We start from the raw sequence: 20160 nt of genomic DNA, 5'->3' as shown, positions 1-20160 counted from the left end.
ACGGACGCCACTTCGACAGGGAGCCGCGTCGATGCTCGATTTTTTCCTCCACGCCTTGCGCGCCAACCCCGAGATTGCGGTGTTCCTGGCGATCTCCCTGGGGGTTCTGCTGGGGCGGATACAGATCGGCAGCTTTCACCTGGGCTCGGTCGCCGGCGCGCTGCTGATGGGCCTGCTGATCGGGCAGATCGGCCTGGAAGTGCCCCATGAGCTGAAGTCGGTGTTCTTCGCGCTGTTCATCTATGCCGTCGGTTTCAAGAGCGGCCCGGAGTTCTTCGGCAGCCTCAATCGCGGCACCCTGAAGCTGGTACTGCTTTCCGTGGTGCTCTGCGCCACTGCCCTGGGCGTCATCCTCGGCATGTATCACCTGTTCCACTTCGACGCCGGCTTCACCGCCGGCCTGGGCGCGGGAGCGCTGACCGACACGGCGATCATGGGCACCGCGAGCAGCGCCATTTCCCAGCTGGCCATCGACGATGCCGCCAAGAGCCAGCTCAACAGCCACATGGCGGTGGCCTATGCCATTACCTACCTGTTCGGCACCATCGGCCTGATCGTCTTCGTCGGCAGCATCGCGCCGAAGCTGCTGCGCGTCGACCTGCGCCAGAGCGCGCGCGAGCTGGAACGGGAGCTGGGCATCGAGCGCGAAGAGAACGCCATCAGCATTCCCTACACCCGTATCGTCGTCCGTGCCCATCGTGCCCAGTCGGCGGCAGCGATAGGCCAGCGCATCGCCGATGTCGAGGCGCTGCACGCCGCGCTGAGCGTGGAGCGGGTCATCCGTGGCGGTCAGATTCTCGAGCGCGACCCGCAATTGCGACTGGAGAGCGGCGACATCCTCGGCGTCTACGCCCTGCGCGAAGCCGTGGCCGACCTCAACGACTGGATCGGCCCGGAAATCGACAACCCCGACAGCATGTCCTTCGCCACCCGCGATGCCGACATCGTCCTGACCTCGCCCCGGCTGGCCGGCAAGACCATCCACCAGATCAAGACGCTGCTGGTCGGCGCCGACCGAATGGGCTGCTACATCCGCTCCATCACCCGGCAAGGCCTGGAGCTGCCGCTGCTGCCCGACACCGTGCTGCGCCGTGGCGACGTCATCACCCTGGTCGGCCGTACGGCCAGCGTCGAGGCGCTGGCAGCGCAGATCGGCCGCATCCGGGCGAACAACTACAAGAGCGATATCGCCATCCATACCCTGGGCATGGTCGTGGGGTCGCTGGTCGGCATGCTCTCCACCCACATCGGCATGATTCCGGTGGAACTGGGCATCGGTGGCGGCATGCTGCTCGCCGGCCTGCTGATCGGCTGGTACAACTCGCGGCATCCCGAAGTGGGCGCCCTGCCCCCGGCCGCACAATGGGCCTTCTCGGAGTTCGGGCTGACCGCCTTCGGCGCCGTGGTGGGGCTGCTGGCCGGCCCCGCCGCCATCGCCGCGATCCAGAGCCAGGGCGCGGCGCTGCTGCTCTCCGGCGCCCTGGTGACCATCATCCCGCCGCTGGTGACGCTTTACTTCGGCCGCTACGTCCTGGGGCTGCACCCGATGATCCTGTTCGGCGCCCTGGCCGGCGCGCAGACCGAAGCGGCCTCGATGAACAAGATCATCGAGCAGTCCGGCAGCAATACACCGGTCATTGGCTTCACGGTGTGCTACGCCATTTCCAACGTACTGCTGGCGGTGTGCGGTCCGATCATCGTCGCCGTCACGGCAGGCTGAGCCCGCCATCGATTCACCGGCTGCGTTGCGCTGTCGTCGGCCGGCTTCCCCAAGGAGGTCGAAATGCTGAAGTTCATCCGCACCACCATCGCCGGTGGGCTGCTGTTCATCCTGCCGCTGGTACTGGTGTTCGTCCTGGTCGAGAAGGCCATCCACCTGCTCACGCCGCCGGTACAGAAACTCCTCCCGCTGTTCACCGGTTTCACCGCGCTGGGTGTCACGGAGATCACCCTGGCCTGCATCGTCCTGCTCGCCCTGCTGTGCTTCCTCGCCGGGCTGCTGGCCAGGACCCGCGCAGCCAGCGCGGCGCTGCAGACGCTGGAGGACCGGCTGCTGAGCAACCTGCCGGGCTACCCGCTGCTCAAGGACGCCGCCGCACGTTTCACCGGGATGGATGACGTGGGGGCGGCGAAGGTCGGCCTGGTGAGCGAGGACGTCGGTTTTCGCTTCGCGCTGATCTTCGAGGAGCGCGACGACTGGCTGCTCGTCTACCTGCCGGATGGCGGACCAGCCGGCGGCACCGCCGGTGAAGTACGGATGGTTCCCGCCAGTTCGGTACGGATCACCGATATCCCCTGGCTGCCCCTGCTGGGTTGCCTGCGCCGGGGCGGGCTCGGCGCCCTGGAGCTGGCCGCCCGGCACATGGGCGAGGATGGCAGCCCGCAGCCCTGACGCGGGCCACGCGCCGGGGGCTCAGCGCTCGCCGAGGAACCAGCGGTAGTAGGGGTTGTCGCCGTCCTCCCGGACCACCTGCCGCGCCTCGCGGGCCCAGGCCTGGCGGTCGCCGCGATAGGCGCTCAGGCTCATGTCGTAGAAGCGCCGCAGCCTTGCCCAGTTATCGTCTACCGAGGCGCGAACCGAAGGCACGGCGTTCTCCAGGGGCGGTGCGGTGCGCAGGGCCAGCAACGTCGGCAGGACACGGGCAATTTCCTTCGAGCGAACCCAGGGCGCGTACTCGATGCGCGGCTGGTCGTCGGTCACCGGCGCCGCATCGCCGGCGTACCGCACCAGGCCATCGCGATCGGTCACCCAGGTGGCGAGCAGTGCTTCGACCGAATCGATGCCGACCTCGCTCAAGGCCTGGGCCACGTCGGGCTGCTCGAAGCGCGCGCGGATGCGCGTCACATCCAGGTGCAGGGGCCGCAGCGAGCCAACCAGGAGCATTTCGTGGAACTCGGTCGTCCAGAGCGTGGCATTGGGGAAGACATCGATGAAGCTGCGCACCAGCGAGCGGCTTTCCTCATCGTTCTGCGTCGGCAGCGGCAACCACTGGGCGACTATGCCGTCCTCCTCCAGCCGCGACGCCGCCAGCTCATAGAAGTCCCGCGAGTACAGGTTGACCACCCCGGCAGCCGAGGGCGGTGGCGGTTCGAGCGTGATCATGTCGTAGTGTTCGGCGCTGCGCAGCAGCTCACGCCGACCATCGCGCAGGCGGATATCCAGGCGCGGGTCGTGGATCGCGTCGAAGTTGCCCTTGAAGCGCGGGGCGGCCGCCAGTACCTCGGGCAGCAACTCGGCCACCACCGGGTGCTGCAGGTCGCGATAACGCAGCATCGCGCCTGCGGTAATGCCCGTGCCGAAACCGATGACCAACGCAGAACGCGGCTCGCCGTTATGGATCAGTAGCGGCAACAGCGCTTGCAGTCGCATGTAGCGCAGCGACGGCATGGCATCGCCGGTGTTGGAAACGCCCTGGATGTAGAGACGGCTGAAACGGTTGTCGCCCCGGCCCTGCTCGATCACCGCCACCGTGCCGCCGCGGCCCTCGGCATAGAAGCTGATCTGGCCGTTGCGCGCCCCCGGCATCAGCTGCGCCAGGTGCTGCGCTGGCGTCAGCGCGCCGATGGCCAGCGTCAGGACCGCGACCATGGCGACGCCAATGCGCAGGACCTTGCCCACGCCCTCCCCCCGCCAGACCGCCAGCAGGCCGATGAGCGCAGCCAAAGCTCCGAGGACCGCCAAGGTACGCACCAGGCCGATCCCCGGCACCAGGACGAAACCGGTCAGCATCACGCCGACGATGCCGCCCAGGGTATTGAGCGCCACCACCACGCCCACGTCGCGGCCCACGTGCTGCTGATCCACCGCCAAGCGCAGGGCGATGGGGAACGCGGCCCCCAGCAGGGTGGTCGGCAGGAACACCACGCACAGCGCGGCCACGGCGAAGCGCGCGCACATGCCCGCCAGTTCGCTGCCACCGGCCTGCAGCACCAGCCATTCGGCGCGGGTCTGCAAGCCGACCAGCCAGCTACCCAGCCCGGCGACCTGCAGGATGGCCAGCAACCCGGCCGCTGCGATGAGCAGGCCGAACAGGCCCCAGGGGTCGCGAAGGCGGTCCGCGCGCCGGGCATACAGGGCGCTGCCCAGCACCAGGCCGCAAAGATAGGTGGCCAGTACCACGGCGAAGGCAAAGGTCCGGGTGCTCATGAACTGGACGATGGATTGCGTCCAGACCACCTCGTAACCCAGCGCGACGCCACCCGCCACGCAGTAAAGGGCGATGGCCAGGCGCGCCGCCTTGCTGCGCGGAGCGGCCAGCGATTCACCTGCGATCACTGGCGTGGCGGCCTCGCGCCGCAGCGTCAGCGCGCCTGCGGCAGCAATCAGATTGAACACAGCCGCCGCAAAGGCGCTCGCCAGCACGCCAAGCATCGGCAGGAAGACGAACGCCGCCATCAGCGTACCGGCGATGGCGCCGGCGGTATTGGCAGCGTACAGACCGCCGCCCGTGCGGCCCATCTGCCCGTCGGCGGGCTCCACGGCGCGCACCAGCACCGGCAGCGTGCCGCCCATGAAGAATGCCGGCACGCCCACCAGCACCAACGGCAGCGCCCAGGCCAGGATGCCGAAGGCTTCCTCCAGAAACGCGAAGGCGCTGGCGGCATTGGCCAGCGCCACGGTAGACGCGACGGCCAGCAGCGCCACCAGGACCTCCAGCGCCGCATAGAGTCGCAGCGGCCGCGCCAGCCGATCGGCGAGCCGCCCGAACGCCAGTCCTCCCAGCGCCAGGCCGGCGAAGAAGGCGCTGATCGCCGTGGTCACGGCGTACACCTCCACACCGACCACCAGCGACAACTGCTTCACCCACAGCACCTGGAACACCAGCGCCGCGCCGCCGGAAGCAAACAGCAGCAGAGCCGGCATCCACATGGCCAGCCGGCGCGGAACGCCAACGGCAGCCTGTCTGGCGGGGCGAGCATTCATGGTCGACGAACTGACAGGTGACGGCATCGAGACAACCTTGTCGAACAGAAGAATCCCCGCGACAGCACAGCTGCCGCGGGGATCGAGGTGGGCAATGCCGGAGCGCTGCCCAATGCGTGGATCACTACTTGCTGCCCTGCTTCATCTTCGCTTCGATCTTCGCGTCCACATCCTTGCGAATCTGATCGATGCTGAAGCTGGCCGGGCGCTGGCTCGGCGGGTAATCGACGAACGTCTGCAGGAAGGCTGCGGCCTTGCGAGTGCCCTGGAAGATCAGGTAGTCGTTCTTGGTCAGCCAGTCGTAGTACTGGTCCGACACCACGTCCGCCCGCTCGTAGGGGTCCATCCGCAGGTTGAACAGCTTGGGTACCCGCAGGCAGGTGAACGGCTCGCTCCAGACTTTCAGCCCGCCCGGTGCACGCTGCTCGCACCAGACGATCTTCCAGTCACCGAAGCGCATGCCCACCAGCTCGGCGTCGTCGTTGAAGTAGTAGAACTCGTTTCGCGCACCCTTGTCGGTCTTGCCGGTCAGGTAGTCGAGCTGGTTGTAGCCGTCCAGGTGCACCTTGAAGTTCTTGCCACCGATATCGGCGCCCTTGAGCAGGCGGTCCTTGATGTCGGTGTCACCGATGGCGGCCAACAGCGTCGGGAACCAGTCCAGCCCGGAGAACATCTGGGTGGACACGCTGCCCGGCTTGACGTGGTTCGGCCAGCGGATCATCGCCGGTACACGGTAGGCGCCTTCCCAGTTGGAGTTCTTCTCGTTGCGGAACGGAGTCGTTGCGGCGTCCGGCCAGGACCACTGGTTCGGCCCGTTGTCGGTGGTGTAGATGACGATGGTGTTGTCGGCGATCTTCAGGTCATCCACCGCCTTGAGCAGTTTGCCGACGTCGCCGTCGTGCTCGATCATGCCATCCGCGTACTCGTTGCCCGGCATGCCGCTCTGCCCTTGCATGGACTCGCGCACGTGGGTGAAGGCGTGCATGCGCGTGGTGTTCATCCAGACGAAGAACGGCTTGTCGGCCTTGACCTGCTTGTCGATGAAGTTGATGGCGGCCTGGGTGGTGTCGTCGTCGATGGTCTCCATGCGCTTGCTGTTCAGCGCACCGGTGTCCTCGATCTTGCCGTCGGCGGTGGCCTTGAGCACGCCGCGCGGCGAGGCGGCCTTGACGAAGTCCGGGTCGTCCTTGGGCCAGTACGGGCGCTCGGGCTCTTCCTCGGCGTTGAGGTGGTACAGGTTGCCAAAGAATTCGTCGAAGCCGTGCTTGGTCGGCAGGTACTCGTCCTTGTCGCCCAGGTGGTTCTTGCCGAACTGGCCGGTGGCATAGCCGTGGGCCTTGAGCGCCTGGGCGATGGTGACGTCGCGGTCCTGCAGGCCGACCGGGACGCCCGGCATGCCCACCTTCGACAGCCCGGTACGCAGGATCGACTGCCCGGTGATAAAGGTCGAACGCCCCGCGGTGCAGCTGTTCTCCGCGTAGTAGTCGGTGAACATCATGCCTTCCTTGGCGATACGATCGATGTTCGGCGTCTGGTAGCCGACCACTCCGAACGAATAGGCGCTGATATTGGTCTGGCCGATATCGTCGCCGAAGATCACCAGGATGTTCGGCTTGTCAGCAGCGCTGGCAACCGTACACCCCACTATCGCGGTCGCCGCGAGGGCGAACTGCGATAACCATCTTCCCGTGCGCTTCATTGTTGTCTCTCCATTCCAGTTACTCATCGTTTGCCACGACTGCGTCACTGGAGATACCGACTGCTCGACTGGAGATCCCCGTGCCCCTGCGGTTTTCACTTGTTGGCGTTACTGATCAAACGGGTAGATCCGCTTCCATTCCTTTGCCATGTCCACTACCACCCAGTCCTTGCTCTTCGCCTCATCGAGCGCCTTGTCCAGGCGCCCGACCTTGCTCTCCCGGTCATAGGCCCACTCCCGCCGGGCGTCGGTGTGGTGCACCAGGCCGGCAAAGCGTAGCCCCTTGCCGGTGGTCGTCCACTGCAGCATCTGCAGGTCGCCGTCGGAGTTGCCGAAGGCCAGGATCGGCCGGCGGCCGATGATGCTATCGATGCTCTCCGGCTTGCCGGGGCCGTCATCGTTGTGCACCAGCTTGGGCAGGCGCTGGATCGACAACTTGCCGTCGCGGTCCTCGAAGCGGCTGCCCAGGGTGGTGCCGATCACCTGCTCCGGCGCAATGCCGTAGACCTCTTCGGCGAAGGCGCGCATGAACGCCACTTCGCCACCGGAGACGATGTAGGTCTTGAAGCCGTTGGCCCGCAGGTAGCCCAGCAGCTCCAGCATCGGCTGGAACACCATCTCGGTGTAGGGCCGGTGGCTGCGCGGGTGCTTGGCGCTGGCGAGCCAGCGGCGGGCGTTGGCGATGAAATCTTCGGTGCTCATCCCCGAATGGGTGGCGGCAACTATCTCCAGGATGCCGTTCATGCCGCTGGCGGCGAGGGTCTTCTGGTCGCCTTCGAGCACCGCCTTGAACGGCTGCTTCTGCTTCCACTCCGGATGCTGCGGCGCCTGCCGCTTCACCTCGTCCAGGGCGAAGAGCACCTGGAAGTACATCGGCTGCTCGCTCCACAACGTACCGTCGTTATCGAACACGGCGATGCGCTCGGCCGGCGGCACGAAGTCCTTGCCGCCCTCGTGGGTCACGGCCTCGACGAACTCGATGATCGCCTGCCGCGAGGGCCCTTCGTTCCACGATGGCAACGCGTCCGCCGCCTGAACCAGCAGCGGCAGGCAGAGCAGCAGAAGCATCCAGCGGGCAATCGGTCGCGCGAGGTACGAAGGCATGTCACATCCCTGGATCACGGATTCAAAGGCTTGAGGGCATGGGCCGGCAGGCTCGTCGGCTTGCCGTGGCCCATCTCCCGATGGATTTCCGGCAACGCCTGTATCAGTTGGGCGGGCGCGCTACGCGCCTGCGCATCGGTCCGGCCGTAACGGGCCCTGAGAAACGCTAGCAAAGAATTGCCGGGCCTGACGGAACCATCAGGCACTGCCGTGCTTAATTCACGACATCCGGTTGTCCGCCGCAGCCACAGGTACAGCGCACCAAGCTGCGGCGGGTCGCCCTTGAGCTGGGAGCGAACCTGGCGCCAGGCGTAGCCAGGCGACTCGCGCCATGCCTGGCGGCGGCGTTCGATGGCATTCATCATGCCGGTACGCAACGGCGCGCCCCACGCATGCGCGGCGTAACCCGCGCCCACCAGAACCGCCAGTAACACGGCCAGCAGCAACCAGTGACGGGCGATACGCAATTGGGCATGGCGCCCCAGTTCGCGCAGGTCGTCGCTGATGGAGAAAGGCGCCTTGTAGACGGCCGCAGCCTGGGCCGACAGCTCCAGCGCAGGGACCGAAACAGTACGTTGCTCCCCGCTGTCCGCCGCCCACCAGTGCAACTCGATGGGCGGCAACTGGAAATCACCGGCCTGGCTGACCACGTAGGTGACCGCATCCATGCGCTCACCGCCGCTGCTGCCGCCACGCCCATCGCTCAAGGCCTGCACCGTCGGAGGCTGCACGTAGCGGCGCAGCCCCTTCACCTCGGCGAAGTCCGGCGCGGGGATCAGCATGGCCTGGGCGTTTTCGGCGGTGATGTGCAGGCTGCGGGTCACGCTGTCGCCCACCCGCAGTGGCTCGTGGGAAGCCGTGAGCTGCTGGGTCATCAGCACCTGGCTGGCGACCAGGCGCTGACCGCCTTCGGCAGCAACGCCCGCGGGGGCCTTGGCGGTGAAGTGCAGCGGCTGGCTGGTGATCTTCACCGGACCGCTGCCCTGCCCTGGCTGCACCTGGATATCCAGCGCAGGCAGCGTGAACTCCCCGGCATTCTGCGGGGTGATCTGGTAGCCGTAGCGCAGGCCGAAGAACGGCTTCCCGGCGATCTTCTCGTTGAGGTGGGCAGCCTCGCTGCTCGGCTCGGAGACCACCGCGCCGGCGACCTTCAGCGCGGGCAGTTGCGGCGGCTGGGCGAACCAGGTGTCCACCAGCAGATCGACCTGCAACGTGAGCGTCCCACCGACCAGCACCGAATCGCCCGGCAGCAGCTGGGTACGGACCTTCACCTCCGGCTCGGCGGCCAGCCCCAGCAAAGGCCAGCACAGCAACAGGCAGAGCAGCGCGCGCCTCATGATCCCGCCCCCGTCGCCGCATCCTGCAGCAGGAACTTGCGGCGCAGGAACTGTGCCGGCGAGGTGCTCAGGTTGTTCAGCCACTGCTCGTCCGAGTCGGCCTTGGCGCGTGCGCGGGGCACGCTCTTGCCCTTGCCGGCGGTATTGTCGAAGACCTCCTGGTCGGGCTTCTCGTCGGGCGGGCCGGCTTCCTGCTGGTCTTCGCGGTCCTTCTGCAGGGCCAGCGCCAGGGCGAGGTTGGCGGTGGCGGCTGGAAAGTCCGCCTGGCGCTGCAGCGCCTGACGATAAGCGTCGATGGCCTGATCGAACTTCGACAGGCGCACATAGGTATTGCCCAGGTAGAAGTACGCCTCGGACGAATCCAGCCGGGCGAAACTGCTCAGGGCCAGCGGGTAGTCTGCGGCGCGATACGCGGCCAGTCCCTTCCAGAATGGATCACGGAAATGCGCAGCCGCCTGCGGATAATGGCCGTGTTCGAAAGCCCAGCGCCCCTGCTGGTCCGCCGTAAAAAAGGCATCGGCCAGCGCGCCGGCACGCGCCGGTTCCGGGGCACCACTCAGCCCGACGGCGAGCAACAGTGCGCTCATCCAGTGCACCTTCCAGCCCTTGCGTACACTCACCAGCGCCAGCAGCAGCAACGGCCAGCACAGCCAATAACCGGCATCCTTCCAATGCAGCTGCTGCTCGTCACCCTGGGCGGCCTGGAAGTGTTGCTGGGCGTGCAATTCGATCCAGTCCAGGTCGTCATCTCCCAGGGTCAGGCTGCCCAGCGGCGCATCCGCCGCCTCCGCGAGGCCCTTCAAGGCGTCCGAGTCGAAGCTGGCCAACAAGGGGCGGCCGGCGGCGTCCTGCTGGCCACCGTCGAGCAAGCCGCCATCCTGGCTGCCTACAGCGAGCACCAGCACTTGCAGATCACTGCCGCGCAGGGCTTTGTCGATGGCGTCGAACTGCTGCTGGTCGGCGCCATCGGTCAGCAATACCAGGGTACCCGGCGACTGCTCGGCCGCCAGGAGGCGCTTGGCGATCTCGATGGCACCCAGCGCGTCCTTGCCGCTGCGCTGGATAAGGCCGGGGGACAGCGCCTGCAGGAAGCTGTCGAGCAAGCCGCCATCGTCGGTGGCGGGCAGCACCAGGTGTGCGCTGCCGGCATAGGCGATAAGCGCCGTCGGGCTGCCCGGCCGCCGCACGATGAGGTCGTGGAGCTTGTGCTTCACCGCCTCGATGCGTGACGGCGGAACATCGCTGGCGGCCATGGAGGGCGACAGGTCCACCGCCAGGATCAGCGGCGCACGGTTCTCCAGGAAGGCCGGGCGGTCCTGCTCCCAGGTCGGCCCGGCCGCCGCCACGCCTCCTAGCACCAGTACGGCGCCGAGCAGCTGCACCGGGCGCACACGCTGGCGGTCGGTGGGTGTGATCACCAGGTGCTCCAGCAGATGGGGAGCAATGATGCCGTCCAGGCGGCGGGCCAGATCGTGACGCCGGCTCCACAGCAGCGGCAGCAGCACTCCCGGCAACAGGAGCAGCAACCACCACGGCCGCAGGAAGTGGAAGGCACTGAAGTCGATGTCCATCAGCCCTCCACCTCCCGGCTGCCACGCGAATCGCCTGGCACGGCCAATCGTCCGGCGATGGCCGCCAACAGGTGCGACAGCACCAGCAACGCCAACGCAGCGCCAAGCGGCACCCAGAACAGGTCGCGCTTGGGCTGGTGGCTGAGGGTCTTTACCTGGTGCGGCGTGATCTGGTCCAGCGTCGCGTAGACGGCCTTCAGCGCCTCGCGGTCGCCGGCTCGGAAGTAGCGCCCGCCGGTGCTGTGGGCGATATCCTGCAACGTCTTCAGGTCCACCTTCGACTCGCCGCTGGCCGCGGGGTCGCCAATGCCGATGGTGTGCACTACCACACCGCGCTCATGGGCCATGGCCGCCGCGTGGCTGGGCGTGATGGCGCTGGCAGTGTCGTTGCCGTCGGTGAGCAGGATCAGCACCTTTTCCTGCTCCGGCGCGTCCTTGAGCAGCTTGAGCGTCAGGCCGATGGCGTCGCCCAGGGCGGTGTTCGGCCCCGCCATGCCGATGCCGACTTCGTCCAGCAACATCAGCAGGCTGGCGTGGTCCAGCGTCGGCGGCGCCTGGGCGAAGGCGCCGGTGCCGAAGACGATCAGGCCGATACGGTCATCCTTGCGCTCGCCGATGAAGTCGCGCACCACGCCCTTGACGATGCTCAGGCGGTCCACCCGCTGGCCACCGGCATCGAGGTAATCGTTGGTCTCCATGGACTGCGAGATATCGATGGCCAGCATCAGGTCGCGGATCGGCTGCACCCGCTCGATGGGTTTCTCCACCAATACCGGACGCGCGCACGCCACCAGCACCAGCACCCACACCAGCAGGTTCAGGGGGAGTTGCCAGCGCCCACCGGCGGCTCCGCCGCGGCTGGGTTCCTGCCCCACGGCGCGGCTCATGGCGGCGAAGAACGGCACCCGCAAGGCGCTGCGCGATTCCCGGTAGGCCGGCAGGTAGCGCCAGGCGAGCCAGGGCAACGGCAGCAGGAGCAGCAGCCAGGGCAGGTCAAACTGCCACATGGTGCACCTCGATCCATTCCCGGCAGACCGCCAGCAGGGCCTGCGCCTCCTGCTCGCCCAGTGCCTGGACGCGCTCATCCGGCGCATAGGCCAGCATGGCCAGCCGCTGATCCAGATCGTCCGGCAGCTGCGCCGGGCTGCGGCCTTGCAGATAGCTGCGCCAGGCGCTGCCACCCAGCGCCGCCGTGGCTTCGCCACCGGGCATCGACAGTGCCACACGCTTGAGCAGCGAAGGCAGCTGGCGCAGCGCGGCAAGACGACGTTGCGGGTCCGCCAGGGCCGTACCCAGATCATCCAGGAGCAGCAGCGCCTCGCGCCGATAGCGGTCGCGCCGCCATCGCCGGTAGCGCCATAGCGCCCAAACGGCCAAGGCCGCCACGAGCAGCAGGGCAAGTACCGCCCAGGCCCAGGTCTGCGGCCAGTAGCTGACCAGCGTCGGTGGCGCCGGCAGTTCCTGGAGCTGGTCGATGCGCGGAGTGCTCATCGCGCCAGGCGCCCCAGCTCGCCGCGCAGTTGCTCCAGGCTGTCGCGGCCGCTGCTGAACATCATCAAGGGCACCTGGCTGCGGCGCAGCAGGGTCGCCACGTCCTTCAGGCGGCCGGATAGGAACTCGCCCAGCGGCCGGTGCACCTGCCGCCGGCCAACCTCCAGTTCCACCTGCAGTTCGCCCTGGGTCACGGTCACGCGGCCGCGATCCGGCAGGCGCAGGGCAAGTGGATCGAATACCTGCAAGGCCAGCACGTCGTTATGCGAGCTCAGCTGCCGCAACAGCTGCAGCGTCTGGTCGGTCACGCCGGCAAAGTCGCTGATGATCACCACCAGGCTGTCGTGCCCCGCTACCCCCAGGCATTGGCGCAGCGCCCGGTCGAGCTGGCCGGGTGCATCGTCGTCGCTGCGGGTGGCTTGCAGTGCATGGTTGTGCCGCACGATGGCCGCGCACAGCGCCTCGACTCTGGCCCGGCTGCGCAAGGGGCGGATGTACTCGATCTGGCGGTCGCCGAACACCAGGCCGCCGACCCGGTCACCCGCCTGCAGAGCCATCCAGGCGCCGAGCGCGGCAATCTCCGCAGCGGTCACGGACTTGAAGCTGCGCTTGGAGCCGAAATACATGCTCATGCGCTGGTCCACCAGCAGCAGCGTGGGGCGGTCGCGCTCCTCGGTATAGCTGCGCACGAAGGGCTTGCCGTAGCGCAGCGAGGCGCGCCAGTCCAGATGACGCAGGTCGTCGCCAGGGTTGTACTGGCGCAGTTCGTCAAAGCTCAGCCCCCGGCCGCGCAAGCGCGCCGCGTGGCTGCCGGAAAGGATGCTGGACAACGGTTGCCGCGACAGGAAGCTCAGGCCGCGCACGCGATGTTCCAGCAGCATCAGCTGGTCCAGCGAGGCGTAGACGAAACCATCGGCGACCGGCTGCTGATCCGCCATCGACGCCCTCCTCCTCAGGCAGGAATCGCGACTTTGTCGAGCAGCCGGTCGATCACCTGATCGGCACCGACGCCATCGGCCACCGCGTCATAGGACAGCAGCAGGCGATGACGCAGAACGGGATGCACGACAGCGCGTACATCGTCGGGCGTGACGTAATCATTGCCGGCCATCCAGGCGTGGGCGCGGGAAACGCGGTCCAGGCTGATGCCGCCGCGCGGGCTGGCGCCGACCTTCAACCAGCGGGCCAGGTCGGCGTCATAGTCGGCGGGTCGGCGAGTGGCATGGATGAGGTCGATCAGGTAGCGGTCGATGGCGTCCGAGACATGTACGTCGCCCACTTCCCGGCGCGCCGCGAACACGGCGTCCTGGGCAAGCGGCGTGATCTCCAGCGGCTCGGTGCCGGACTGCTGGCTGCGCTCCTCGGCGCGCACCAGTTGCAATACGCGGGACTCGTCCTCGACCTTGGGATAGTCGATCAGCAGCTTCATCAGGAAGCGGTCCATCTGCGCTTCCGGCAACGGATACGTGCCTTCCTGCTCGATGGGGTTCTGCGTCGCCAGCACCATGAACAGGCCAGGCATCCGATGCGTTTGTCCGGCGACGGTGATCTGGCGCTCTTCCATGGCTTCGAGCAACGCCGCCTGCACCTTGGCCGGCGCGCGGTTGATCTCGTCGGCGAGGATGACGTTGCCGAACAGCGGCCCCGGCTGGAACCTGAGCTGGTTGCCCTGCTCGGTCTGCTGCAGGATCTCGGCACCGGTGATGTCCGACGGCAACAGGTCGGGGGTGAACTGCACGCGGCTCATGCGGGCATCGAGGTGCTTCGACAGCGCCTTGACGGTGCGGGTCTTGGCCAGCCCGGGCAGGCTTTCCAGCAAGACGTGACCGTTGGCCAGCAGGCCCAGCAGGATGTGGCGGACGGTTTCTTCCTGGCCGAGCACCTGCGCCGACACGGCGGCTTCCAGGCCAGCAATCTGTTCACGCGTGGACACGGGGATGATCCTTGTACCGTGGGTTCGGGTTCCTTGCCGATGGCGTGCTGGAATTGCCCTCCAGCCACACTGCCGTGCCACGGCCTGCTGGATAACAGTAGCCCACTGGTAATGCTTCGCTATGGAAGCGGGTTGCCATGATGCGGGCAGGCAAAACCAGGGAGGCTGGCGGCAGCGTGCTGTGCAGTCTCGGCTTCCACCATCGTCAATTCGAGCGTCGCGAGGCCCGCGCAGCAGTGCTGGCGGGCCTCTGGCAGCAGAGCTGGGGAAGTCTCACTGCTCCTGGTAATGCATGAACTTCTCCAGCATCTGGTCCACGGTGAAAGTGGCCGGGCGCTGGCGCGGCGGGTATTCCTTGAACGTGGTGAGGAACTGCTGGACACGGATCATTGCCGGCAAGGCCACCACCGCCACCTTCTTGTCCCACCAGACGTTGTAGCTGTTGGAGTCGGTGTCGGCGCGCTCGAACGGATCGCGCCGCAGGTTGAAGACCTTGGGAATGCGCAGGTCGACGAAGGGATCGCGCCACACGTCGAAGCGCTTCGCCCGCTGCTCGGAGAACACCACCTTCCAGTCACCATCGCGCATGCCGAGCAACTTGCCGTCATCGCTGAAATAGTAGAAGTCGGTGCGCGGACCCTTGTCGCTCTTGCCCTCCAGGTAAGGCAGGAAGTTGTAGCCGTCCAGGTGGACCTTGAACTGCTTCGGCCCGGCCTGGTAACCCTTGAGCAATTGCTCCTTGACGTCGCTCACGCCCGCGGCGGCCATCAGCGTCGGCAGCCAGTCCTGGGCGGACATGATGTCGTTGGACACCTCACCGGCCTTGAAGTGATTCGGCCAGCGCACGATGGCCGGCACCCGGAAGCCACCCTCCCAGTTGGTGTTCTTCTCGCCGCGGAACGGCGTGATGCCCGCATCCGGCCACTGGTTGAAGTGCACGCCGTTGTCGGTGGTGTAGAGCACGATGGTGTTTTCGCTCACGCCCAGGTCGTCGAGCTGCTTCAGCAACTGGCCGACGTGGCCATCGTGTTCGAGCATGCCGTCGTTGTAGAAGTCCTGCCCGGACTTCCCCGCCACCTTGTCGCTGATGTGCGTGTAGTAGTGCATGCGGCTGGAGTTGAACCAGACGAAGAAGGGCTTGTCGGCCTTGACAGCCTTGTCGATGAAGTTCTTCGAGGCTTGCAGGAACTCTTCGTCGATCGTCTCCATGCGCTTGCTGTTGAGCGCGCCCAGGTCCTCGATCTTGCCGTCGGCGGTGCTGTGGATGACACCGCGAGGTGTGGATCATCTTGTCGATGGCCGGGTTCTTCGTCCAGTCGGGATCTTCCGGCCCCTCTTCGGCATTGAGGTGGTAGAGGTTGCCGAAGAACTCGTCGAAACCATGGTTGGTCGGCAGGAACTCGTCGCGGTCGCCCAGGTGGTTCTTGCCGAACTGACCGGTCATGTAGCCCAGCGGCTTGAGCAGCTCTGCCAGCGTCGGGTCTTCCTTCTGGATGCCGATCGGCGAGCCGGGGATTCCGACCTTGGTCAGGCCGGTACGTACCGGGTGCTGGCCAGTGATGAAGGCCGCACGCCCCGCAGTGCAACTCTGCTCACCGTAGTAGTCGGTGAACATCACGCCCTCATTGGCGAGGCGATCTATGTTGGGCGTCTTGTAGCCCATCATTCCGTAACTGTACTTGCTGATGTTGGTGATGCCGATGTCGTCGCCGAAGATGACCAGGATATTCGGCTTGTCCGCAGCCAGTAGCGCTGTCGGCAAGGACATGCTTGCAAGCATGAGCGTGGCGATGCCACACCAGTGAGCCAGACGAGAACCCGATTTCATTGTTGTTATGGCCTTGTTGCAGGGAGTTGGGCTGATTTCGGCGCAGTGCTCAGAATCGGTTGAAGATGTCACCTACGCTGGCCGGAACTCCCCCGTGCTCTGCTGTATCGGCCCTGGGTGTCGGTACATGCCCCTGAATGGCGGCACAGGTCAGACCCACTGTCGCGACAAGGAACAGGCAAGCCAGTAAGCGCATGGCGATCTCCTACATTCGGCACAGGCCGCTGCAGCGTTGTTATTGCCTGCAAGTGTTCGGAAGAACCGCACCTGTTTTCTTGTCTTTTTACGTCAGGATTTTTTCATTTGACGTCAATCCTCGCGCCCTCTTCCGCGCAACCGAGCGCTCGCTCTTAATCCGGTGGGGCCTGGGCCGACTATTAATTTCACTGTGAATTTAAAGTCGGCTTGCACATCGCGTTTGGCTATCTAGGCTGATTTCACAGCCACCCCTCTCGATGGGGAATCGGAACTCGACTCCAGAAAGCATTCGGAGCATTGAGCCGCCACAGGCCTGCACTTGTGGCGGTTGATAACGGTGTGCACTCGGAGCGCCAGATGAACGCGGATCACCTACGAACCAAGCCTGCTTCTGTTTATCTGCTATCGACGGTTTTCCTGGCTTGCCTGAGCAGCCCTGCGCTGGCGGGCGGCATCCTGATCTACGAGGCCGGGCAGGAAGGCAATGGCCTTGCCAACGCCGGCTCCGCTGCGCTGGCCACCGATCCGAGCGTGCTGATGAGCAACCCGGCCGGCATCGCCGAACTCAAGGGCACGCAGATCAGCGCCAACGCCCAGGTGATCCTCGGTGACATCCGCTTCTCCCGTGACAGCAACAACCAGTTCGATGGCAACGAAGGCGGCAACTCCCTGCAATGGCTGCCGGGCTCCAGCCTGTTCATCAGCCACCAGATCGACGACCGCTCGGCCATCGGCTTCGGCATGTACGGCAATTTCGGCCTGGCGCTCGATTACGACGACGACTGGGCCGGCCGCTACTTCACCCAGGAGGCGGCGGTAATCGGCGTGTCCTTCCAGCCAACCCTGGCGCACAAGTTCACCGACGACCTCACCGTGGGCATCGGTCCGCGCTTCGTCTACGGCTACTACCGCACCGAGATGGCCATCAACAACAACCTGCTCGGGCTGGCAGACCGGCCGGACGGCCAGCTGGAATACAAGGACACCGACGTCGGCACCGGGGTCAACCTGGGCCTGCTCTACCACGTGAGCGACCGTACGCAGATCGGCCTCGCCTACACCAGCAAGGTCAAGCTGGAGTTCAAGGACAGCCCGGATGTGCGCAAGGTCAGCAACCCGATCATCAATGCCGCGCTCAATCGCCTGGATGTCGACTCGCTGGAACTGGACATGAACATCCCGCAGACGGCGACCCTGAGCATCGCCCACCAACTCGACCCGCAATGGAAGCTGCTGGGCAGCCTGGGCTGGCAGGACTGGAGCGACTTCGGTCAGATCGGCGTGGAAGTCGACGCCAACACCGGCGGCGTCGACCGCACCGTCGACCGCCAGTACAAGGACACCTGGCACGCCTCCGTCGGCGCGCAGTACCAGGCCAACCCGCGCCTGCGCTGGAGCATGGGCCTGGGCTACGACAGCTCGGCGGTGGACGACAAGGATCGCACCGTCGACAACCCCATGGGCGAGGCCTGGCGCCTGGCGACCGGGGTGAACTACGAGCTGGAAGAGGGCCTCGACCTGCATGTGGCCTACACCCTGGTCTGGATGGGCGACATGGACGACGAGCAGACCAAGTCCCGATCCGGCGAAACCCTCTCCGGTACCTATCGCAATGCCGCCCTGCACATTCTGGGCGGCGGTGCGACCTGGCGGTTCTGACAACCCACGTCAAACGAAGCATTCACGCGACGAAGAACGCGATCCAACACCTGCTGTACCTACAAGGAGCGACTCGATGCACACCAAACTCCTGGCCCTGTGCCTGGCTTCCATCACCCTCGCCGGCTGCGCAAGCAAGTACGTCGAGCCCGAGAAATACTCAGGCTTCCTCAAGGACTACAGCGTCCTCAAGGAAGACAAATCGCCCTCCGGCGCGCCAGTGATGCGCTGGATCAAACCCGGCATCGACGCCAATCAGTTCACCAGTGTGTATGTCGAGCCGAGCCAGCTCTATCCGCAGCCGCAAGCCAGCGAGAAGATTCCGCAGAGCACCCTGGACGGTATTACCAAATACTATGACCAGGCCCTCAAGACGCAATTCTCCAAGGCCCTGCCACTGGCCGAAGGCCCCGGCCCGGGCGTGCTGATCGTGCGCCCGGCGATCACTGCTGTCAGCGCCTCGACCAAGAGCCTGCAGCCTTATGAGGTCATTCCGATCGCCCTGATCGCCGCCGGCGTCAGTACCGCCACCGGCATCCGCGACCAGGACACCAGCATCGCCACCGAAGCCGCCTTCCTCGATGGCAGCAACGGCACGGTAGTCGCCCAGGTGGTACGCAAGGGCGCCGGTACCGAGCTGGAAAACTCCTCCCAGGTCATGACCGCCAACGACGCCAAGGCCCTGCTCGATGGCTGGGCGCGGGACATGGTCAAGTCCTACGAGCAGTTGAAGCGCAAGTAGAACCCGACGAGTCCAGGAAGGACGCCACCAAGCATCTGCTGGAGCAATGAAAAAGGCCGCCTTGTGGGCGGCCTTTTTCATTGGAGGCTCAGTACGGCGTGATCAGGCCATCGCTTCCTGGGGCTTGCCCAGCAGCCGGTCGATCACCACCATCACGGCCAGCATGGCGACCGAGGGGATCAGCCAGGCCAGGCCCTGTTCGGCCAGCGGCAGATGTTCCATCCAGGCCGGCATCCAGGCGTCGAGCTTGGCGCCCTTGAGCGCGTCGATGATGCCGAAGACGAAGGAAATCACCATGACCGGAGCAACGATGCGGGTCTGCGAGCGCCACAGGCTGGCGCAGAAGCTCAGCGCTACCAGCACGATGCACGGCGGGTAGATGGCGGTCAGCACCGGGATGGAGAACTGGATGAGCTTGGTCAGCCCCAGGTTCGACACCAGCAGCGAGAAGCCCGCCAGGATGATCACGAGGCTGCGGTACGACAGCGGCAGGATGCGGCAGAAGTACTCGGCGCAGGCGCAGGTCAGGCCCACGGCAGTGACCAGGCAGGCCAGTGCGATCAGCACGGCGAGGAAAGTACTGCCCAGCGAGCCGAAGGTATGCTGCACGTAGGCGTGCAGGACGGCAGCGCCGTTGGCGGCACCGGCGGCAATCTCATGGCTGCCCGAGCCCAGGCGGAACAGGCTGATGTACACCAGCGCCAGGCCGACACCGGCGATCAGGCCGGCAATGATGGCGTAGCGGGTGATCAGCCGCGGCGAATCCACGCCACGGGAGCGGATCGCGTTGACGATGACGATGCCGAAGACCAGCGCGCCAAGGGTGTCCATGGTCAGGTAGCCATTGACGAAGCCCTGGGAGAACGCCGCGGCCTGGTAGGCCGGCTCAGCAACGCCGATGGGGCCGGCCGGCAGCATGAAGGCGGCGATACCCAGGGCGGCCAGGGCGATGATCTTCAGCGGCGCGAGGAAGCGGCCGACGGTATCCAGCAGCTTGCCCGGATACAGCGAGATCACCAGCACCACCAGGAAGTACACCAGGCTATAGAGGAACAGCGGCAGAGCGCCCTCCCCGGTCAGCGGCGCCAGGCCGACTTCGAAGGAGACGGTGGCAGTACGCGGGGTGGCGAACAGCGGCCCGACCGACAGGTAGCAGACGGCCGCCAGCAACCCACCGGCAACGCGACCGATCGGGTGGCTCAGGGTGTCCATCGCGCCGCCGACTTTTGCCAGCGCGACAACGGTGATCACCGGCAGGCCGACCGCGGTGATCAGGAAGCCCAGCGCTGCCATCCAAACGTGCGGCCCCGACTGCAGGCCCACGATCGGCGGGAAGATGATGTTGCCCGCGCCAACGAACAGCGCGAAGGTCATAAAACCCAATGCCAGGACGTCCTGGCCTTTCAAGACTTTCATGAAGGGAAATACCACAGTGCTTTAGCGGGTTTGTGGTCTCCCAAGGCACGCACGCCGTACGGACGTGACAAAGCCGCATCGAACGGGACTGGCCGACTCACTCGGGGCGAGCCTGCGCATCCTGTGATGCTGCTGTCATCGGTACGGAGAGTTGTTCTTGGAAGTCCGATAGCAGAGGTTTTCCATGGGCTCGTGGCCCGGTTGCTCCTGCATTCTGGTTATCCCGCCATCCTTGACGGTCAGGAATCGCCGTCGCTT

The 20160-nt window shown here is 65.9% G+C and carries 14 protein-coding genes and 1 pseudogene; 4 read left to right on the top strand and 11 right to left on the bottom strand.

The genetic code is table 11. The annotated features are described in order from the left end of the window. Positions 1 to 31 precede the first annotated feature (31 nt). Together aspT and RS899_RS08505 are read left to right on the top strand one after the other, a co-directional pair. Positions 32 to 1720 carry an aspartate-alanine antiporter gene (gene aspT, locus RS899_RS08510; protein ID WP_315809618.1) on the top strand — a complete coding sequence of 563 codons (1689 nt, stop codon included), beginning with the start codon at positions 32 to 34 and terminating at the stop codon, positions 1718 to 1720. Positions 1721 to 1783: 63 nt separating this feature from the next. Then, positions 1784 to 2392: a hypothetical protein gene (locus RS899_RS08505; RefSeq protein WP_054907958.1), complete on the top strand. Its 609-nt coding sequence runs from the start codon at positions 1784 to 1786 to the stop codon at positions 2390 to 2392. Positions 2393 to 2413: 21 nt separating this feature from the next. Here the strand turns inward: RS899_RS08505 and RS899_RS08500 are convergent, their stop codons facing one another. From RS899_RS08500 to RS899_RS08455, 10 genes and pseudogenes are all read right to left on the bottom strand, one after another. Continuing rightward, positions 2414 to 4924: a fused MFS/spermidine synthase gene (locus tag RS899_RS08500; RefSeq protein WP_315810414.1), complete on the bottom strand. Its 2511-nt coding sequence runs from the start codon at positions 4922 to 4924 to the stop codon at positions 2414 to 2416. 124 nt (positions 4925 to 5048) lie between these two features. After that, complete coding sequence (locus RS899_RS08495) at positions 5049 to 6623, bottom strand: arylsulfatase (RefSeq protein WP_054907956.1); 1575 nt, start codon at positions 6621 to 6623, stop codon at positions 5049 to 5051. Between the two features lie 108 nt (positions 6624 to 6731). Further along, positions 6732 to 7727 carry an HAD family hydrolase gene (locus RS899_RS08490; RefSeq protein WP_315809617.1) on the bottom strand — a complete coding sequence of 332 codons (996 nt, stop codon included), beginning with the start codon at positions 7725 to 7727 and terminating at the stop codon, positions 6732 to 6734. Positions 7728 to 7741: 14 nt separating this feature from the next. Further along, the gene (locus RS899_RS08485; protein ID WP_315809616.1) at positions 7742 to 9064 is read right to left on the bottom strand and encodes a hypothetical protein; all 1323 of its coding nucleotides are present in this window, start codon (positions 9062 to 9064) and stop codon (positions 7742 to 7744) included. Further along, positions 9061 to 10635: a VWA domain-containing protein gene (locus tag RS899_RS08480; RefSeq protein ID WP_315809615.1), complete on the bottom strand. Its 1575-nt coding sequence runs from the start codon at positions 10633 to 10635 to the stop codon at positions 9061 to 9063. The genes RS899_RS08485 and RS899_RS08480 overlap by 4 nt, the downstream gene beginning before the upstream one ends. Further along, positions 10635 to 11642 (bottom strand): VWA domain-containing protein, encoded by a 1008-nt coding sequence (locus tag RS899_RS08475; protein WP_315809614.1) that lies wholly within the window; start codon positions 11640 to 11642, stop codon positions 10635 to 10637. Before RS899_RS08475 ends, RS899_RS08480 begins: the two co-directional genes overlap by 1 nt. Then, positions 11629 to 12126, bottom strand: a complete 498-nt coding sequence (locus tag RS899_RS08470) for a DUF4381 domain-containing protein (protein ID WP_315809613.1) — start codon at positions 12124 to 12126, stop codon at positions 11629 to 11631. The genes RS899_RS08475 and RS899_RS08470 overlap by 14 nt, the downstream gene beginning before the upstream one ends. Beyond that, a complete protein-coding gene (locus RS899_RS08465; protein ID WP_054907950.1) occupies positions 12123 to 13064 on the bottom strand; it encodes a DUF58 domain-containing protein in 942 nt (313 codons plus the stop codon). The genes RS899_RS08470 and RS899_RS08465 overlap by 4 nt, the downstream gene beginning before the upstream one ends. Positions 13065 to 13078: 14 nt before the next feature. Beyond that, positions 13079 to 14059, bottom strand: coding sequence for an AAA family ATPase (locus tag RS899_RS08460; protein ID WP_233298859.1), 981 nt, complete (start codon positions 14057 to 14059; stop codon positions 13079 to 13081). 273 nt (positions 14060 to 14332) lie between these two features. Further along, positions 14333 to 15827 (bottom strand): annotated as a pseudogene (locus tag RS899_RS08455) (arylsulfatase). A 615-nt stretch (positions 15828 to 16442) separates the two neighbouring features. Here RS899_RS08455 and RS899_RS08450 point away from each other — a divergent pair. Beyond that, positions 16443 to 17744, top strand: a complete 1302-nt coding sequence (locus RS899_RS08450) for an OmpP1/FadL family transporter (RefSeq protein ID WP_315809612.1) — start codon at positions 16443 to 16445, stop codon at positions 17742 to 17744. A 76-nt stretch (positions 17745 to 17820) separates the two neighbouring features. Beyond that, the gene (locus tag RS899_RS08445) at positions 17821 to 18486 is read left to right on the top strand and encodes a DUF3313 domain-containing protein (protein WP_054907946.1); all 666 of its coding nucleotides are present in this window, start codon (positions 17821 to 17823) and stop codon (positions 18484 to 18486) included. A gap of 102 nt (positions 18487 to 18588) precedes the next feature. Here the strand turns inward: RS899_RS08445 and brnQ are convergent, their stop codons facing one another. Further along, the gene (gene brnQ / locus RS899_RS08440; protein ID WP_054907945.1) at positions 18589 to 19902 is read right to left on the bottom strand and encodes a branched-chain amino acid transport system II carrier protein; all 1314 of its coding nucleotides are present in this window, start codon (positions 19900 to 19902) and stop codon (positions 18589 to 18591) included. Between the last annotated feature and the right edge of the window lie 258 nt (positions 19903 to 20160).

Origin of the sequence: Pseudomonas sp. C9-3 (assembly GCF_032392015.1) — a bacterium.
Classification (GTDB): Bacteria; Pseudomonadota; Gammaproteobacteria; order Pseudomonadales; family Pseudomonadaceae; genus Pseudomonas; species Pseudomonas nitroreducens.
This window is presented reverse-complemented; position numbering and strand designations above follow the sequence as displayed.

Bases quoted from the DNA above. Each gene is read 5' to 3' on its own strand.
- RS899_RS08475 (WP_315809614.1), bottom strand. From the start codon at position 11,642: ATGTGGCAGTTTGACCTGCCCTGGCTGCTGCTCCTGCTGCCGTTGCCC.
- RS899_RS08450 (WP_315809612.1), top strand. From the start codon at position 16,443: ATGAACGCGGATCACCTACGAACCAAGCCTGCTTCTGTTTATCTGCTA.
- RS899_RS08500 (WP_315810414.1), bottom strand. From the start codon at position 4,924: ATGAATGCTCGCCCCGCCAGACAGGCTGCCGTTGGCGTTCCGCGCCGG.
- aspT (WP_315809618.1), top strand. From the start codon at position 32: ATGCTCGATTTTTTCCTCCACGCCTTGCGCGCCAACCCCGAGATTGCG.
- RS899_RS08445 (WP_054907946.1), top strand. From the start codon at position 17,821: ATGCACACCAAACTCCTGGCCCTGTGCCTGGCTTCCATCACCCTCGCC.
- RS899_RS08490 (WP_315809617.1), bottom strand. From the start codon at position 7,727: ATGCCTTCGTACCTCGCGCGACCGATTGCCCGCTGGATGCTTCTGCTG.
- RS899_RS08495 (WP_054907956.1), bottom strand. From the start codon at position 6,623: ATGAAGCGCACGGGAAGATGGTTATCGCAGTTCGCCCTCGCGGCGACC.
- RS899_RS08470 (WP_315809613.1), bottom strand. From the start codon at position 12,126: ATGAGCACTCCGCGCATCGACCAGCTCCAGGAACTGCCGGCGCCACCG.
- RS899_RS08480 (WP_315809615.1), bottom strand. From the start codon at position 10,635: ATGGACATCGACTTCAGTGCCTTCCACTTCCTGCGGCCGTGGTGGTTG.
- RS899_RS08485 (WP_315809616.1), bottom strand. From the start codon at position 9,064: ATGAGGCGCGCGCTGCTCTGCCTGTTGCTGTGCTGGCCTTTGCTGGGG.
- brnQ (WP_054907945.1), bottom strand. From the start codon at position 19,902: ATGAAAGTCTTGAAAGGCCAGGACGTCCTGGCATTGGGTTTTATGACC.
- RS899_RS08505 (WP_054907958.1), top strand. From the start codon at position 1,784: ATGCTGAAGTTCATCCGCACCACCATCGCCGGTGGGCTGCTGTTCATC.
- RS899_RS08465 (WP_054907950.1), bottom strand. From the start codon at position 13,064: ATGGCGGATCAGCAGCCGGTCGCCGATGGTTTCGTCTACGCCTCGCTG.